Origin of the sequence: Streptomyces purpurogeneiscleroticus (assembly GCF_020024005.1) — a bacterium.
GTDB lineage: Bacteria > Actinomycetota > Actinomycetes > Streptomycetales > Streptomycetaceae > Streptomyces > Streptomyces purpurogeneiscleroticus.
This window is the reverse complement of the sequence record NZ_NHSG01000188.1, coordinates 1-16,003: the sequence shown is the minus strand read 5'-3', so window position 1 is coordinate 16,003 and position 16,003 is coordinate 1. Positions and strand designations below refer to the sequence as shown.

14 protein-coding genes are annotated in these 16,003 nt (G+C 70.7%); 9 read left to right on the top strand and 5 right to left on the bottom strand.

Annotated elements, in window-relative coordinates; all coding sequences use genetic code 11:
* The first annotated feature begins 115 nt into the window (after positions 1-115).
* The 4 genes from CCS38_RS12015 to CCS38_RS12000 all read left to right on the top strand — a co-directional run bounded on the left by CCS38_RS12015 (position 116) and on the right by CCS38_RS12000 (position 4,775).
* Positions 116-334, top strand: a complete 219-nt coding sequence (locus CCS38_RS12015; RefSeq protein WP_030252005.1) for a hypothetical protein — start codon at positions 116-118, stop codon at positions 332-334.
* A 196-nt stretch (positions 335-530) separates the two neighbouring features.
* Positions 531-824: a Sec-independent protein translocase subunit TatA gene (gene tatA, locus CCS38_RS12010; protein WP_031062580.1), complete on the top strand. Its 294-nt coding sequence runs from the start codon at positions 531-533 to the stop codon at positions 822-824.
* Positions 825-886: 62 nt separating this feature from the next.
* Positions 887-1,858, top strand: coding sequence for a twin-arginine translocase subunit TatC (gene tatC / locus CCS38_RS12005; RefSeq protein WP_223733225.1), 972 nt, complete (start codon positions 887-889; stop codon positions 1,856-1,858).
* 91 nt (positions 1,859-1,949) lie between these two features.
* On the top strand, positions 1,950-4,775 hold the full coding sequence (locus tag CCS38_RS12000) for a DEAD/DEAH box helicase (protein ID WP_223733224.1): 2,826 nt from the start codon (positions 1,950-1,952) through the stop codon (positions 4,773-4,775).
* A gap of 74 nt (positions 4,776-4,849) precedes the next feature.
* Here CCS38_RS12000 and CCS38_RS11995 read toward each other — a convergent pair whose 3' ends face one another.
* Both CCS38_RS11995 and CCS38_RS11990 read right to left on the bottom strand, forming a co-directional pair.
* On the bottom strand, positions 4,850-5,302 hold the full coding sequence (locus CCS38_RS11995) for an ABA4-like family protein (RefSeq protein WP_223733223.1): 453 nt from the start codon (positions 5,300-5,302) through the stop codon (positions 4,850-4,852).
* Positions 5,299-6,231 carry a hypothetical protein gene (locus CCS38_RS11990; RefSeq protein ID WP_223733227.1) on the bottom strand — a complete coding sequence of 311 codons (933 nt, stop codon included), beginning with the start codon at positions 6,229-6,231 and terminating at the stop codon, positions 5,299-5,301. The genes CCS38_RS11995 and CCS38_RS11990 overlap by 4 nt, the downstream gene beginning before the upstream one ends.
* 200 nt (positions 6,232-6,431) lie before the next feature.
* On the opposite strand from CCS38_RS11990, the gene CCS38_RS11985 reads away from it, so the two are divergent.
* Positions 6,432-7,067 carry a MerR family transcriptional regulator gene (locus tag CCS38_RS11985; RefSeq protein WP_223733222.1) on the top strand — a complete coding sequence of 212 codons (636 nt, stop codon included), beginning with the start codon at positions 6,432-6,434 and terminating at the stop codon, positions 7,065-7,067.
* Positions 7,068-7,170: 103 nt separating this feature from the next.
* Here the strand turns inward: CCS38_RS11985 and CCS38_RS11980 are convergent, their stop codons facing one another.
* On the bottom strand, positions 7,171-8,046 hold the full coding sequence (locus CCS38_RS11980) for a siderophore-interacting protein (protein WP_223733221.1): 876 nt from the start codon (positions 8,044-8,046) through the stop codon (positions 7,171-7,173).
* A gap of 56 nt (positions 8,047-8,102) precedes the next feature.
* A complete protein-coding gene (locus CCS38_RS11975) occupies positions 8,103-9,014 on the bottom strand; it encodes a 5'-3' exonuclease (RefSeq protein ID WP_223733226.1) in 912 nt (303 codons plus the stop codon).
* Between the two features lie 458 nt (positions 9,015-9,472).
* On the opposite strand from CCS38_RS11975, the gene CCS38_RS11970 reads away from it, so the two are divergent.
* From CCS38_RS11970 to CCS38_RS11960, 3 genes are all read left to right on the top strand, one after another.
* Positions 9,473-10,690 carry a quaternary amine ABC transporter ATP-binding protein gene (locus tag CCS38_RS11970; protein WP_223733220.1) on the top strand — a complete coding sequence of 406 codons (1,218 nt, stop codon included), beginning with the start codon at positions 9,473-9,475 and terminating at the stop codon, positions 10,688-10,690.
* Positions 10,683-13,286: an ABC transporter permease/substrate binding protein gene (locus CCS38_RS11965; RefSeq protein ID WP_223733219.1), complete on the top strand. Its 2,604-nt coding sequence runs from the start codon at positions 10,683-10,685 to the stop codon at positions 13,284-13,286. Before CCS38_RS11970 ends, CCS38_RS11965 begins: the two co-directional genes overlap by 8 nt.
* A 114-nt stretch (positions 13,287-13,400) precedes the next feature.
* Positions 13,401-14,138: a helical backbone metal receptor gene (locus CCS38_RS11960; RefSeq protein WP_223733218.1), complete on the top strand. Its 738-nt coding sequence runs from the start codon at positions 13,401-13,403 to the stop codon at positions 14,136-14,138.
* Positions 14,139-14,199: 61 nt separating this feature from the next.
* Here the strand turns inward: CCS38_RS11960 and CCS38_RS11955 are convergent, their stop codons facing one another.
* On the bottom strand, positions 14,200-15,348 hold the full coding sequence (locus CCS38_RS11955; RefSeq protein ID WP_223733217.1) for a TDT family transporter: 1,149 nt from the start codon (positions 15,346-15,348) through the stop codon (positions 14,200-14,202).
* Between the two features lie 70 nt (positions 15,349-15,418).
* Here CCS38_RS11955 and CCS38_RS11950 point away from each other — a divergent pair.
* Positions 15,419-16,003: LysR family transcriptional regulator (locus tag CCS38_RS11950; protein ID WP_223733216.1), on the top strand; the 585-nt coding region annotated here is incomplete at its 3' end.

The following is a 16,003-nucleotide window of genomic DNA, read 5'->3' as shown; positions in this document are numbered from 1 at the left end:
GGCCGGGGGTGGAGGCCGGGCATGCGAGCGGTTCGCGCGCGGCTCCGCCGGGTAATCCCCCGGTGGGGGCATGGGTTCGTTCGATTCGCCCCGTAGGCGCCGGTAGGCTCGCCCCATGCTCTGGCCCATGATCGCCATCGCCCTCGGCTTCCTCGGCCTCGCCGTCCTCGGTGTACTGGCCGTCCGTGTCTTCGTGGAGGTGCGCAGGCTGGCCCGGCAGGTGGACGAGACCTCCCGCCGGATCCAGTACGCCGCGCAGGACCTGGAGCGGGCCGCCGGGCCGCTGGCCGGGGACGCCGGAGCGATGGCGGGCCCGGGGGCCGAGAGGGTCTGAAATCGGCCGCGCCGGGGCGGTACGCTGCTGGAAGCGGGCTGACGGACGAGGCACGGCCCGCAATCGGGAGTATGCACAGGGATTGCCGTCGGTTAACCCCCGCGCGTTACGATCGCTGGCAGCACGGCGAAACGGACGCTTGTCCGACCAGTCGGGCAGCCCCACCCCAGCCGCCTCGGTGAGAAGGTAAACACTTATGTTCACTGGAAAGATCGGCGCTCCCGAGATCATCCTCATCCTCGTCGTCGTCATCCTCCTGTTCGGCGCCAAGAAGCTTCCCGAGATGGCCCGTTCTCTCGGCAAGTCGGCACGCATCCTGAAGAGCGAGGCCAAGGCGATGAAGTCGGAGGGCTCGCAGTCGCAGTCCGCGCCGTCGGACCCGCCGAACGACGCACAGGGCGAGACCCCCAAGACGATCCAGGCGTCGCCCGGTGATGTGAACAGCTCCCGCCCGGTCGCCGAGCCGACCGACAGCACGACCAAGCGCTGACCCAGGGCCGACTGGGGCGGCGGCCCGGTTCCGCTGCCCGCCGCACGAGATGAGGACGTGGGTTGCTCAAGTCTGCCCCTAAGAAGGACAAGAAGGACAGGGACCCCGAGGGCCGGATGCCCCTCGCGGAGCACCTGCGCGAGCTGCGCAACCGGCTCGCGAAGTCCGTGCTGGCCATCGTGGTGGCGAGCGTCGTCTCGGCGTTCTTCTACAACGACATCATCAACCTGATCACCAAGCCGGTGCTTCAGTCGGTGGGCTGCAACCTCTCCTTCGGTGAACTGGCGCAGAAGCAGGGCGGCGAGACCTGCGCCCGCATCGTGATGATGGACCTGCTCGGGCCCTTCACCCTGGCGCTCAAGGTCTCCCTGATGGCCGGCCTGATCCTCTCGGCGCCGGTCTGGCTGTACCAGCTCTGGGCGTTCCTCGCGCCCGGCCTGCACCGCAGCGAGAAGAAGTACGCGCTCAGCTTCGTGGCCGCCGGCTTCCCGCTGTTCATGATCGGCGGTTACTTCGCCTACGCGGTGCTGCCGACCACCGCCAAGGTCCTCATCGACTTCACGCCGATCGGCATCGACAACCTCCTGCCGCTGGACAAGCTGCTCGACCTGGTGACCAGGATGGTCGTCGTCTTCGGCCTGTCCTTCGAGATGCCGCTGCTGCTGGTCCTGCTGAACTTCGGCGGTGTGATCTCCGGCAAGCGCATGCTCGGCTGGTGGCGCGCCATGATCATGGGCATCACGCTCTTCTCGGCGATCGCCACGCCCAGCACCGACCCGCTCACGATGATCGCGCTTGCCGCGCCGATCGTGGTCCTCTACTTCGCCGCGGTGCTGGTCTCCCTGGTGAACGACGGCCGCAGGGCGCGTGCCGTCGCCGCGGGCCCCGCCGACGACGAAGCCTCCGAGCTGGACCTCACCCCCGACGACATCGGCGCCATCGAGTCCGTCGACGCCCCGCGCGCCCTCCCCGAGCAGTCCGGCTCCGGCCGCGCCCTGGAGTCCCGCCGGGAAGACATGGACGACATCACGTAGCCCGCCCGCCTCCCCGGGAAGCGGGCGCAGGGGGCGCGGGTCGTTAAAGATCGCGTGACTGTCAGAGGTGGCCGGTAGGCTCGTAGACACGATGACCGAGGACATGTCCCCTGCTGAGCGCTATGCCGCCGCGCGAACGCGCGCGGCCGAGCAGGCCACCGCACTCTTCCCTTTCAAGGAGATGTACGACTTCGGACTGGACGCGTTCCAGATCGAGGCGTGCGAGGCCCTGGAAGCCGGTAAGGGTGTGCTGGTCGCCGCTCCGACCGGATCCGGTAAGACGATTGTCGGCGAGTTCGCCGTCCACCTGGCCCTGAGACAGGGCCGCAAGTGTTTTTACACCACCCCTATCAAGGCCCTTTCGAACCAGAAGTACCAGGACCTGGTCAAGCGGTACGGCGCGGAGAAGGTCGGCCTGCTGACCGGCGACAACAGCGTCAACGGCGACGCACCGGTGATCGTGATGACCACCGAAGTGCTGCGCAACATGCTGTATGCCGGTTCCCAGGCGCTGCGCGGCCTCGGCTATGTGGTCATGGACGAGGTGCATTACCTCTCCGACCGCTTCCGTGGCGCCGTGTGGGAAGAGGTGATCATTCACCTCCCCGACTCCGTGACGCTCGTGTCGCTCTCGGCCACGGTCTCCAACGCCGAGGAGTTCGGCGACTGGCTGGACACCGTCCGCGGCGACACGGAGGTGATCGTTTCGGAGCACCGCCCCGTGCCGCTGTGGCAGCACGTGCTCGCGGGGCGCCGGATGTACGACCTGTTCGAGGAGCGGGACGGCGCCGAGCCCGGCCAGGGCAAGCGCGAGGTCAACCCCGACCTGGTGCGGCTGGCCCGGATGGAGAACAGCCGCCCCACCTTCGGCCGGGACAAGCGCCGCGGTCGCAATAACCTGCGGGAGGCCGACCGCGAGCGGGAGCGGCGCCAGCGCAGCCGGATCTGGACGCCCAGCCGCGCCGAGGTGATCGACCGGCTGGACAATGAGGGCCTGCTCCCGGCGATCACGTTCATCTTCAGCCGGGCCGGCTGCGAGTCGGCGGTCCAGCAGTGCCTGTACTCGGGCCTGCGGCTGAACGACCAGGCGGCGCGGGAGAAGGTCCGCAAGATCGTCGAGGCCCGCACGGCCGGCATCCCCGACGAGGACCTGCACGTCCTCGGCTACTTCGAGTGGCTGGAGGGTCTGGAGCGCGGCATCGCGGCGCACCACGCCGGCATGCTGCCCACCTTCAAGGAGGTGGTCGAGGAGCTGTTCCTGAAGGGCCTGGTCAAGGCGGTCTTCGCGACGGAGACCCTGGCCCTGGGCATCAATATGCCGGCGCGTTCGGTGGTCCTGGAGAAGCTCGTCAAGTGGAACGGCGAGCAGCACGCGGACATCACCCCCGGCGAGTACACGCAGCTCACCGGCCGGGCCGGGCGGCGCGGCATCGACGTCGAGGGCCACGCGGTGGTGCTGTGGCAGCGCGGCATGGACCCGGCCGCGGTCGCGGGCCTGGCGGGCACGCGTACGTATCCGCTGCGCTCCTCCTTCAAGCCGTCGTACAACATGGCGGTCAACCTCGTTTCGCAGTTCGGCCGGCACCGCTCGCGCGAGCTGCTGGAGATGTCCTTCGCGCAGTTCCAGGCCGACAAGTCGGTTGTCGGGATCTCGCGCCAGGTGCAGAAGAACGAAGAGGGGCTGGAGGGCTATCGCGAGGCGATGACCTGCCACCTCGGGGACTTCGAGGAGTACTCGCGGCTCAGGCGGGACCTGAAGGACCGCGAGACGGAGCTGGCCAAGCAGGGCGCGGCGCAGCGCCGGGCGGCCGCCGCGGCGGCGCTGGAGAAGCTGAAGCCGGGCGATGTGATCCACGTACCGACGGGGAAGTTCGCGGGGCTGGCGCTGGTGCTCGACCCGGGGATGCCGTCGGGGCGGACCAACGGCCACCGTGGGTTCCATGCCGAGGACGGGCCGCGGCCGCTGGTGCTCACCGCCGAGCGGCAGGTCAAGCGGCTGGCGTCGATCGACTTCCCGGTGCCGGTGCAGGCGCTGGACCGGATGCGCATCCCGAAGTCCTTCAATGCGCGCAGCCCCCAGTCGCGCCGCGACCTGGCGTCCGCGCTGCGCACGAAGGCCGGGCACATCCCGCCGGAGCGGCACCGCAAGAAGCGGTCGGAGGCCGCGGACGACAGGGAGATCAAGCGGCTGCGGACCGCGCTCCGGGCGCATCCGTGCCACGGCTGCGACGAGCGCGAGGACCATGCACGCTGGGCGGAGCGGTACCACCGGCTGCGGCGGGACACGCGCCAGCTGGAGCGCCGCATCGAGGGCCGTACGAATACGATCGCGCGCACTTTCGACCGGATCTGCTCACTGCTGACCGAGCTGGACTATCTGCAGGGCGACACGGTCACGGACGAGGGCCGGCGGCTGGCGCGGCTGTACGGCGAGCTGGACCTGCTGGCGAGCGAGTGCCTGCGCGAGGGCGTCTGGGAGGGCCTGTCGCCCCAGGAGCTGGCCGCGTGCGCGTCGGCGCTGGTGTACGAGGCGCGCCAGGCGGACGACGCGGTCGCGCCGAAGCTGCCCTCGGGGAAGGCACGGGCCGCGCTGGGCGAGATGGTGCGGATCTGGGGCCGGCTGGACGCCCTGGAGGAGGACCACCGGATCAGCCAGGCGGAGGGCGTCGGCCAGCGCGAGCCGGACCTCGGCTTCGCGTGGGCGGCGCACCAGTGGGCGTCCGGCGTGGGGCTCGACGCGGTGCTCCGCGAGGCGGAGATGCCGGCCGGCGACTTCGTCCGCTGGTGCAAGCAGCTGATCGACGTACTGGGCCAGATCGCGGCGGCGGCGCCGGAGGGCTCGACGGTGACGAAGGCGGCCCGCAAGGCGGTCGACGGGGTGCTGCGGGGAGTTGTGGCGTACTCGTCCGTCGGCTGAGCGTGCGCGCGTGCCGCCCGGCGGTCGGTGGGTGGTCCCTGTGGGGTGCCCTCGGCCGCCGGGCGGGCTCGTCCTCAAGCGCCGGACGGGCTTGGTTCGCGGCCCCGTGCTGCTCGGATTCGTATGGCTCGCAGGCCGAGGAACAGCAGGACCCCGATCGGGGAGAGCAGTACGGTCAAGAGCAGCAGCGGGCCCATGACCAGTGGGTGGATCTGCAGGCGGCGGGCCTCGCGGTACATCCACTGGCCGAGGAAGAGGTCCCAGGCGATGACCTGCGCCCAGATCGCCGCCGCGCCGTCGTCCAGGGCCATCAGCTCCTGGAAGCCGCCCAGTTCGGGGCGGGACACGGCCGCCCAGAGCCGGGGGAAGACCGGTACGGCCAACGCCAGGTAGACCACGAGCACCGGTACCACCGGCAGTGGGGAGGCAGCGATCCGGTCGGTCCACCGGCGGCCGGGCGCGAGGATCAGCAGTGCCCAGACGGGCGCCGCGAGCCAGAACGAGAGGTCGAAGAGGAAGGCGGTCATGCCGTCGCCTCCTGGGCGGTGGCGGAAGTGGTGGCCGAGGGCGCCGCGAAGTCGTGCCTACGGGAAGGGCTCAGCGCCGCGTACGCGCCGGCCGCGGTCACGGCGAGCAGGCCCGTCAGCGCACCCAACGTCGCCGCGTCCGGCCGTACGAGCGGCTGACCGCGCAGCGCCTGCCAGGTCACCAGCGCCAGCAGCCCGGTGAGGAATCCCGCGGCGACCAGGACGAGCCGCAGCCGTACCCGCTCGGCCCGCAGCCGCGCTATTCGGCCCCCGAGGGCGTCCAGGCCGAACAGGAACAGCGGCAGGAGCTGCAGCGCGTGCATCCCGACGAAGTGCGGTATGCGCAGGTCACCGCCAGTGGTGCTCCAGCCGGTCAGCGGCATCGCGGGCCCGCCGTCCGGTACGCCCACGCTGTGCGCACCGATCGCGTCCCGGATGCCCTGGGCCGCAGCGGCCTGCTGGTCCGGGGTGGGCACGATCATCAGGCCGCCGAGCGCCAGGCCCGCCAGCGCGATCAGGGCGCCGAGCCGGATCGCCCAGGTGGCGGCGCGGTCGGCGTCCCGGCCGCCGCGGAACTGGAGCCCGGCGATGACGAGCGTGGCGAGCCACAGGACGACGATCGTGGCGCCCATGATCTGGAAGAGCGCCGTGTCCAGCGGGGTGGCGGAATTGAAGTGGCTGCGTCGGCCGCGGACGGTCTGGCCCACGATGACGGCCATTTCGACGGTGCCGGCCACGACGACGACCATGCCGGCCCACCAGCCGGTACGGCTGCGGGCCGGGCGCCGTCCGAGCATCCAGGCGAGCGTCAGCCCGTACAGGGCGAAGGAGACCGCGAATTTCAGCGGCTTGAGCCATATCGGCGCGCCGACGAGCACCCGGTGGTCGACGGCCAGGCCGACCGCCGAGGCGACGGCCAGGGCCGCCATCGCGAGCGAGAAACAGGTGAGTGGGCGGTGCACGGCCGCGGTGCGCAGGAGTAAAGCAGACATGAGCGACTCCCGTCAGTCATCGTTATGGCGCGGAAGGAACAGGCAAGAATAGATAGCGGCACTTACCGCTATCTGATAGCGCGACTATCTATGATGGGGGAGCGATTTGGCAACCCTCGGAAGGAAGTGAAGAACACGTGCGCATCGGGGAGTTGAGCCGGCGGACCGGAGTCGCGGTACCGACGATCAAGTACTACGTCCGCGAGGGGCTGCTCCCGGCCGGCTCTCTGACCAGCCCGAACCAGGCGGATTACGGCGAGGCGCACGAACGGCGGCTGCGGCTGGTCCGCGGTCTGCTGGAGGTTGGCGGGCTGTCCGTCGCGGCCGTGCGCGAGGTGCTGGCGGCCGTCGAGGACACGGACCGGCCGGTGCACAAGGTGCTCGGCGCGGCGCACGAGAGTCTGACACCCCCGCACTCCGTCGGGTCGGAGGAGCTGGCGGGCGCGCGCGAGGCCGTCGCCGCGCTGGTCGAGCGGCGGGGGTGGAAGTCGGCGCCGGAGGGCCCGGCGGGGGAAACGCTGGCCGGTGCGCTGGCCACGCTGCGGGGCCTGGGGCACGGCAAGTTCGAGGAGGTGCTTGATGTCTACGCCGACGCCTGCGAGCGGATAGCGACGGCGGACCTGGCGTACGTCGGGGGCGCGCCGGACGTGGAACGGCTGGTCGAGGGCGTCGTCGTGGGCACCGTCATCGGTGACGCGGTGCTCTCGGCCATGCGGCGGATGGCACACGCGGACGCCTCGGCCCGGGTGTACGGCGAGGGGGGCGGTGACTGAGGGCGCGGCGGGTGCCACGGCAACGGGCCGTCAGTAGCAGCTACATGACGGCCCGTCAGTCAGTACGTGGTCGGAGGTCGGTGCAGTGTCAACCGGTATGGATTCAGGAGGCGTTCGGCGCTGCCGGGCCCGACTCCTGTTCCGCCTCCACCGTCGCGTTCCACTCCTGCTTCGATGCCTGCCAGCCGTCCTCGTCGTGGCCGCGGCGCCAGTAACCCGAGATGGAGAGGTCGGCGCGCGGGATCTCGCGCTCGACGCGCAGCAGGCGGCGGAGCTCCTTCACGAAGCCCGCCTCGCCGTGCACGAACGCCTGGACCCGGCCCGCGGGCCACTCCAGCGCCCGCACCGCGTCGACCAGCCGCTCGCCGACCGGCGCGCCGTTGCGGTGCAGCCAGACGATCTCCGCGCCCGCCGGTGCCCGCAGCTTCTGCTCCTCGCGGGCGTCCGGCACCTCGATGAAGGCGCGCACCACGGCGTCCTCCGGCATCCCGGCGAGCGACGCCGCGATGGCCGGCAGCGCGCTCTCGTCCCCGGCGAGCAGATGCCAGTCGGCCGCGGCCTCCGGGGCGTACGCGCCGCCCGGGCCGAGGAAACGGATCTCCTCACCCGCCTCGGCCTGCTGCGCCCACGGCCCGGCCAGCCCCTGGTCGCCGTGGACCACGAAGTCGACGGTCAGCTCCAGGGACTGCGGGTCCCAGGCGCGCACCGTGTACGTCCGGGTGCGCGGCCACTGGTCGCGCGGGAAGTCGGCACGGATCTGCGCGATGTCGAACGGCTCCGGGTAGGTCACACCCGGCACCGGGAAGAGCAGCTTGATGTAGTGGTCGGTGTACTCACCCGCGGGGAAGTCCGCCAGGCCCGCGCCGCCCAGGACGACCCGCATCATGTGCGGGCTGAGGCGCTCGGTGTGGATCACGCGGGCGCGGTAGGTGACGGCCTTCCGGCGGGCGGGACGTTCGGCGGGGCGGTCTGCTGCCACGATGGGCTCCCTGGGCGCTCTCAGAATAAGTTAGGTACACCTAACCTAACAGCAGATCATGAGAGCACGCTGAGGACACGCTGCAGTGAGCCGCCCAGGCCCCACTGCCCGGCCAGCTCCTCCAGCGTCGCGGGATCGGCCGGCTCCTTCGGCACGGCCGGGTCGAAGGAGGGCAGCGCGACGTCCGTGGCGACGCGGACGACCGTGGGCGCGACCTCGAGATACGGGCGGGCCTCGGTCAGCCGCTTGCGCTGGGTCGGCGTGAGCTTGGCCGCCGGGTCGTCGGCCGCGGCGATGATCCCGGCCAGGTCGCCGAAGGTCGCCAGCAGCTTGGCCGCGGTCTTCTCGCCGATGCCCGGCACGCCCGGCAGGCCGTCGCTGGGGTCGCCGCGCAGCAGCGCCAGGTCCGCATAGCCCGCGCCGTCCACGCCGTACTTCTCGCGGAGCCACGCCTCGTCGGTGACCTGGAGCGTCCCGACGCCCTTGAGCGGATACAGCACGCGGACGCCGCGCCGGTCGTCGACGAGCTGGTACAGGTCCCGGTCGCCGGTGACGATGTCGACCGGGCCCGCGGCGCGCGTGGCGAGCGTGCCGATGATGTCGTCCGCCTCGTAGCCCGCCGCGCCCACGCGGGCGATGCCCAGCGCGTCCAGTACCGCCTCGATCACCGGGACCTGCGGCGAGAGCGTGTCCGGGACCTCCTCGACGTCCGGCGCCGTGGAGCCCTCGGGGGCCTCCTCGGCGACGCGGTGCGCCTTGTACGTCGGAATGAGGTCGACCCGCCACTGGGGGCGCCAGTCGGCGTCCATGCAGGCCACGAGGTCGTCCGGGTGGTGGTCCTGGAGCAGGCGGGCGATGAAGTCCAGCAGGCCGCGGACGGCGTTGACGGGCGTGCCGTCCGGGGCGCGGACGGAGTCCGGCACGCCGAAGTACGCGCGGAAGTACAGCGAGGCGGTGTCGAGGAGCATCAGGCGTCGAGTCACACGCCGATGATGCCGCACACCACTGACAACGCCGGACGTGCGCCACGACGAGGCCGGACGCGCGTCACGACGAGGCCCGGACGTGCGTCACAACGAGGCCCGGACGTGCGCCACGGCACGGCGTGACATGGGCCATGACCAGGCAGGACGTGTGCCACCCCGCACCGTTGGTCGCGAATGGGTCGCGAGCCGCTGTGTTGCGGGTCGCGTGTGACCCCGCGTCAAATGCATGCCACTTGTGACGCGAGTCACTGTTGTGTTTGTTGTGAACAAAGGAGGGCAGGCGCGCATCCGGAGCGGAACCGGTAAGGGATTCAACTTTTTTCTTTCCCGGCGCAGGCGGCCCGAAGCCGTGCCGCTCCACGGCCCCTTCCCAGCCTTTCGGCCTGGGGATCACCCATGGCTGGGACAGGCCGTTCCTTGGTTCGACCAGAGAGGTGTATGTGTCCAGGCTGCAAGCCGAGCACCTGTACAAAGTGTTCGGCAGACGACCCGATGACGCCGTGCGGAAACTCGAGGCCGGGGCGACCCGCGACGAACTGCGCGCAGAGGGTACGACGGCAGCGGTGATCGACGCGTCGTTCACCGTGGACGAAGGCCAGATCTTCGTCGTCATGGGTCTGTCGGGTTCCGGCAAGTCCACGCTGCTGCGCATGCTGAACGGGCTGCTGGAGCCGACCGCGGGAAGCGTGCGGTTCGACGGCCAGGACCTGACCACGCTCAGCCCGAAAGAGCTGCGCAGGGTCCGTTCCCAGAAGATCTCCATGGTCTTCCAGCACTTCGCGCTCTTCCCGCACCGCAGCGTCCTGGAGAACGCCGCGTACGGCCTGGAGGTCCAGGGCGTACCGAAGGCCGAGCGCCAGAAGCGTGCCCATGAGGCGCTGGAGCTCGCGGGCCTGAAGGGCTGGGAGAAGTCCTGGCCCGACGAGCTGTCCGGCGGCATGCAGCAGCGCGTGGGCCTGGCCCGCGCGCTGGCGACCGACGCGGACCTGCTGCTGATGGACGAGTCCTTCAGCGCGCTGGACCCGCTGATCCGCCGCGACATGCAGGACCAGCTGCTGGAGCTGCAGAAGACGCTGAAGAAGACCATCGTCTTCATCACCCACGACCTGAACGAGGCCATGCGGCTCGGCGACCGGATCGCCGTCATGCGCGACGGCCGGATCGTCCAGGACGGCTCGGCCGAGGACATCCTCGTACGGCCGTCCAACGACTACGTCGCGTCCTTCATCCAGGACGTCGACCGCACCCGGGTGCTGACCGCCGGCGCGATCATGACGGACGTGGCGTCGGTGCTGGGCGGCAAGGACGCCGACGGAACGGAGATATCCACCGCCGAGCAGTTCCGCGCCGCGGCGCCCGCCACGGTCACCAAGGACACCCCGCTCGTCGACCTGTTCGCGCCCTGCTCGTCCAGCCAGGTCCCGGTGGCCGTGGCCGACGCGGCCGGTGAGCTCGTCGGCGCGGTGCCGGCGCAGCAGCTGATGGCCGCGCTCGGCGAGCCCGAGCCCCAGGCGCAGGACGCCGTCGCCGCCGTGCCCGCGCAGCCCGCCCCCGAGGACAAGAAGTCCGAGGACGAGAAGCCCGTGGCCACGGACGAAGCGGCCGAGGACACGGACGGCAAGGACGCCGACGAGAGCAAGGTGATCGCCGGTGCCTAGGATCGAGATCGGCACGTGGGCCGCCGGGGCCGTCAAGTGGCTGCAGTCGAATGTCGACTGGCTCTTCGGCTTCATCACCCACGTGCTCAACGCCGTGTACGGCTTCTTCCACATGGTGCTCGCCGCGCCCGAGCCCCTGTTCCTCGCGGGCATCCTCGCGGTGCTCGCCTGGTGGCTGCGCGGCTTCCTCGCCGCGGCCCTCACCTTCCTCGGTTTCGCACTGATCGACTCGATCGAACAGTGGGGCGCCACCATGGAGAGCCTCTCCCTGGTCCTGGTGGCCTGCCTGGTCATCGTCGTCATCTCGGTGCCGCTGGGCATCTGGGCCGCCCGCAACCGCGCGGTCAGCGGCGCGGTGCGCCCGGTGCTGGACCTGATGCAGACGATGCCGGCGATGGTCTACCTCATCCCGGGCATCCTCTTCTTCGGCCTCGGCGTGGTCCCCGGCATCGTGGCGACCATCGTCTTCGCCATGCCGCCCGCGGTCCGCATGACCGAGCTGGGCATCCGGCAGGTCGACGCGGAGCTGGTGGAGGCGGCCGACGCGTTCGGCACGCACCCGCGCCGCACGCTGTTCCGCGTGCAGATCCCGCTCGCGCTGCCCACGATCATGGCCGGTATCAACCAGGTCATCATGCTGGCGCTGTCCATGGTCGTCATCGCCGGCATGGTCGGCGGCGGCGGTCTGGGCTCCTCCGTCTACGACGCGATCAGCTCCGTCGACGTGGGTCTGGGCACCGAGGCCGGTCTCGCGGTGGTCATCCTCGCGATGTACCTGGACCGCATGACCGGCGCCCTGAACCAGCGGGTCTCGCCGCTCGGCCGGCGCGCGCTGGCCAAGGCGCAGGCCGCGCTCGGCGGTCTGAAGTTCCTGCAGTGGCGTCCGGCGACCTCGCTCGCGATGTCCGGTGTGGTCGTGCTCGCGCTGGCCGCGGGCGGCATGAGCGCCTTCGGCTCGAAGGGCGAGGGCGGTGCCGGGAGCGTCGGCAACGGCCGCCCGATCAGCCTCGGTTACGTCAACTGGGACGAGGGCAAGGCCACCACGTACCTGTGGAAGGAGCTGCTGGAGCAGCGCGGCTACCAGCCCAAGGTGCAGGCCCTGGAGGCCGGCGCGCTCTACACGGGCCAGGCGCAGGGCGACATCGACGTGCAGACCAACTCCTGGCTGCCGGTGACGCACGAGTCGTACTGGAAGAAGTACAAGAACAAGCTCGAGGACTACGGCGCCTGGTACGACAAGACCTCGCTGGAGATCGCCGTCCCGTCCTACGTCAAGGGCGTGAAGACGCTCGACGACCTCAAGGGCAAGGGCAAGGAGTTCGGCGGCAAGATCGTCGGCATCGAGCCGGGCGCCGGCGAGATGAAGATCGTCAAGGACAAGGTCCTCAAGGACTACGGCCTGGACGGCGAGTACAAGCTCCAGTCGTCCAGCACCTCCTCGATGCTGGCCGAGCTGGACCGATCGATGAAGGCCAAGAAGCCGGTCGCGGTGACCCTGTGGTCCCCGCACTGGGCGTACAGCAAGTACAAGCTGACCAAGCTCAAGGACCCCGAGGGCTCCTTCGGTTCCGGTGACGGCATCCACACGCTGGGCCGCAAGGGCTTCGCCAAGGACGAGCCGCAGGTCGCCTCCTGGATGAAGAAGTTCCACCTGGACGAGAAGCAGCTCACCAGCCTGGAAGCGGAGATCCAGGACGCCGGCAAGGGGCACGAGCAGGACGGTGTCAAGACCTGGCTGAAGAAGAACCCGGGCATGGCCGACAAGCTGGCCCCGGCCCCGGGCGCGTACGCCAAGGGCAAGGACGCGGGCGCCGCGCCGAACATCGGCTACCCGTCCTGGGACGAGGGCATCGCCACCTCGTTCCTGTGGAAGTACGTCCTGGAGCAGCGCGGCTACAAGCCGAAGATGCGCAACCTCGACGTGGGTCCGATGTGGACCGGGCTGTCCTCCGGCCAGGTCGACGTGGAGATGGACGCCTGGCTGCCGGTCGCGCAGAAGCAGTACTGGGACAAGTACAAGAAGGATCTCGTCGACCTCGGTGCGTGGTACGACAAGACGTCCCTGGAGATCACGGTGCCTTCCTATGTGAAGGGCGTGAAGACCATGGACGACCTGCGCAAGAACAAGGACAAGTTCAAGGGCAAGATCATCGGTATTGAGCCGGGCACCGGCCAGATGAAGCGCCTGAAGAGCAAGGTTCTGCCCGCGTACGGCCTGAAGGACATGAAGGTCACCGAGGCCGGTACCAGCGCCATGCTCGCCGAGCTGGAGCGGGCGATCGGCAAGAAGGAGCCGATCGCGGTCGTCCTGTGGTCGCCGCACTGGGCGTACGACAAGTACGACCTGACCAAGCTCAAGGACCCGAAGGGTACTTGGGGCGCCAACAACCAGATCAAGACGCTGGCCAACAAGAGCTTCCCGAAGAAGTACCCGGAGTTCAACGGCTGGCTGAAGGACTGGCACATGGAGCCCGAGGAGCTGGCGAGCCTGGAGACCGCCATCAATGAGGCGGGCACCGGCCACGAGGAAGAAGGCGTCAAGAAGTGGGTCGACGCGCACCCGGGCATCGTCGATGAGATGGCCCCGGTGAAGTGACGACGTACCGGTACTGACCGGCCGTCACCCCCCTTCGGGAACGGGCCCCGCCACCGCACTCCGGTGGCGGGGCCCGTCCGCGTACCGCGGGCGATGACCTCGTACCGTGGGGCGATGAGCTCTCACGCTGCCGTACGCAAGGTGGTCTCGCTCGTCCCGTCCCTGACCGAGGCGGTCGCCGCCACCGCGCCGGAGCTGCTAGTCGGCGTCACGGACTGGTGCAGCCACCCGGCCGGCCTGGACGTGCCGCGGATCGGCGGGACCAAGAACCCCGACACCGCGCGGATCGCCGCCCTCGCCCCCGACCTCGTGATCGCCAACGAGGAGGAGAACCGCCCGGCCGACCTCGCCTTGCTGCGCGCCGCGGGCCTGGACGTACTGGTCACCGAGGTCCGCGACCTTCCGCAGGCATTCCGCGAACTGGACCGCGTCCTCGTGCGCGGCTGCAGGCTGGCCCGCCCCGGCTGGCTGGACGAGGCGGAGGCCGCCTGGCGGGAAGTACCGGCATACGCTCCGGACCTGGCCGCCGTGGTACCCATCTGGCGGCGGCCCTGGATGGTGCTCGGCCGGGACACATTCGCGGGCGACCTGCTGGCCAGGCTGGGCGTGCGGAACCTGTACGCGGACCACGCAGAGCGCTACCCGAAGATCCCCCTCGACCAGCTGAACGCCCGCGGCGCCGACCTCGTCGTACTCCCCGACGAGCCGTACCGCTTCGCCGCCGACGACGGGCCGGAGTCCTTCCCCGGACTGCCCGCCGCGCTGGTCAGCGGGCGCCATCTCACCTGGTACGGGCCGTCGTTGGCAGAGGCGCCCGGCGTGCTGCGGGTGGCGCTGGAGGCGGCGGCATGACGAGACGGCGGTGCACCGGGGGCCGTGGGCCGGTGCACCGCCGCGCTGCGGACGGCGGCTGTCAGGCCGTCGCCGGCTTCGGGGCCGGGGCCGAGGCGGGCGGCGCGAGGAGCGTGCCGCGGAAGAGGCCGCGCGCGGTGTACACGAAGGCCGTCAGCCAGCCTGCCACCAGGAGCAGGTACAGCCCGACGGTGAGCCAGTCGTACAGGGCCAGCCCGGTGTGGCCTGCCAGCCCGGCCGCGCCGGTGACGCAGGTACCGACGGGGAAGGTGAAGGCCCACCAGGTCATCGAGAAGCGCATCCCGCTGCGGAAGGCGCGGACCACCATCGCGGCGGACAGCCCCAGCCACAGCAGCGCGAAGCCCATGACCGGCACGCCGTACAGCACGGAGAACGCGGTCATCGCGTCGGCGTACGAGGAGCCGGCGGCGGGCGCGGCGTTCGCGAGGTTGCTCACCGCGGTCGTGGACTGGCCGAGCGGGCCGAGCACGAGGACGAGCGCGGGCGTCGCGGCGAGCGGCAGTGGCCCGTGGTGGATCAGCCGCGAGAGCACCAGCGGCAGCATGGCGAGCACGGTCAGCAGCGACAGACCGAACATGCCGTAGCACCCGAGGAGCATGGCGGACCGCCACTGGCCGGCCGGCAGATGCGGGATCAGACCGGGGCCGATGGCCGCGGAGACCATCGGGGCGACGATCGGCAGCAGCCAGGCGGGGGAGGCCGTCCCCGCGTCTATCCGGTGCCGGGTCACCATGAGGTACGGGATGGCCGCGGCCGCGACCAGGCCGACCACGGTCCCCGCGACCCACAGCACACCGTCGACCGCCGCGGCCGCGGACACCCCGATCACGTCCTTGCCGACGGCCAGCGTGCCGCCGCCGACCGCCAGCAGGGCCATCGCCAGGCAGCCGTAGAACGGCGCCACCATCGGGTCGAGCAGATGGGCTCTGGCCTGGTCGGTGTGGCGGATCCAGTGCGCGGCGCGGGCGACGAGCAGCACGGCCAGCATGACGGCCGACAGCGCCCAGACGACCTCGTACACCGTGTGCAGCGCGCCTGCCCGTACCGGGAGGGTGGCACCTGCGTTGGCGATGATCGCCGTGCCCATGACGGCGGCGTACCAGTTGGGTCCGAGGTGCCGTATCGAGCCGCGGGTGCGGCCTTGGGAGCCCGTCACGGGGCGGGAGCGAGGTTGCGCGAGGGTAGCCATGGCTCCAGAGTTCCGTTGCGAGCCCGCCCCCACCAGGGACATCAGGTCTATGAGGGCATAACCTGGTTTTATGACTGAAGCGGAGCGGGGTACGGGCAACGGCGCAGCCGAAGGGACGGGACGGCTGGCACATCGGGTACCGGACCTGGCCGCTCTGGAGCTGCTGCTCGCCGTGGCCCGGCTGGGCAGCCTGGGCCGGGCCGCCAAGGAACTGGGCATCTCCCAGCCCGCCGCCAGCAGCCGCATCCGTTCCATGGAGCGGCAGTTGGGCGTCGGCCTGGTGGAGCGCTCGCCGCGCGGCTCACGCCTGACCGACGCGGGCACGCTCGTCACGGACTGGGCGCGCCGCATCGTGGAGGCGGCCGAGGCGTTCGACGCGGGCGCACAGGCACTCCGGGGCCGCCGCGACTCCCGCCTCCGCGTCACCGCGAGCATGACAATCGCCGAATACTTGCTCCCCGGCTGGCTGATCGCCCTGCGCACCCAGCGCCCCGACACCGCGGTCTCGCTCTTCGCAGGCAACTCCGCGGTGGTCGCGGAGCGCGTCCTCTCCGGCGAAGCCGACCTCGGCTTCGTCGAGGGCCTGGACATACCGTCCGGCCTGGACGGCGCGGTAATCGGCCACGACCGCCTGGTGGTGGTGGCCGCTCCCTCC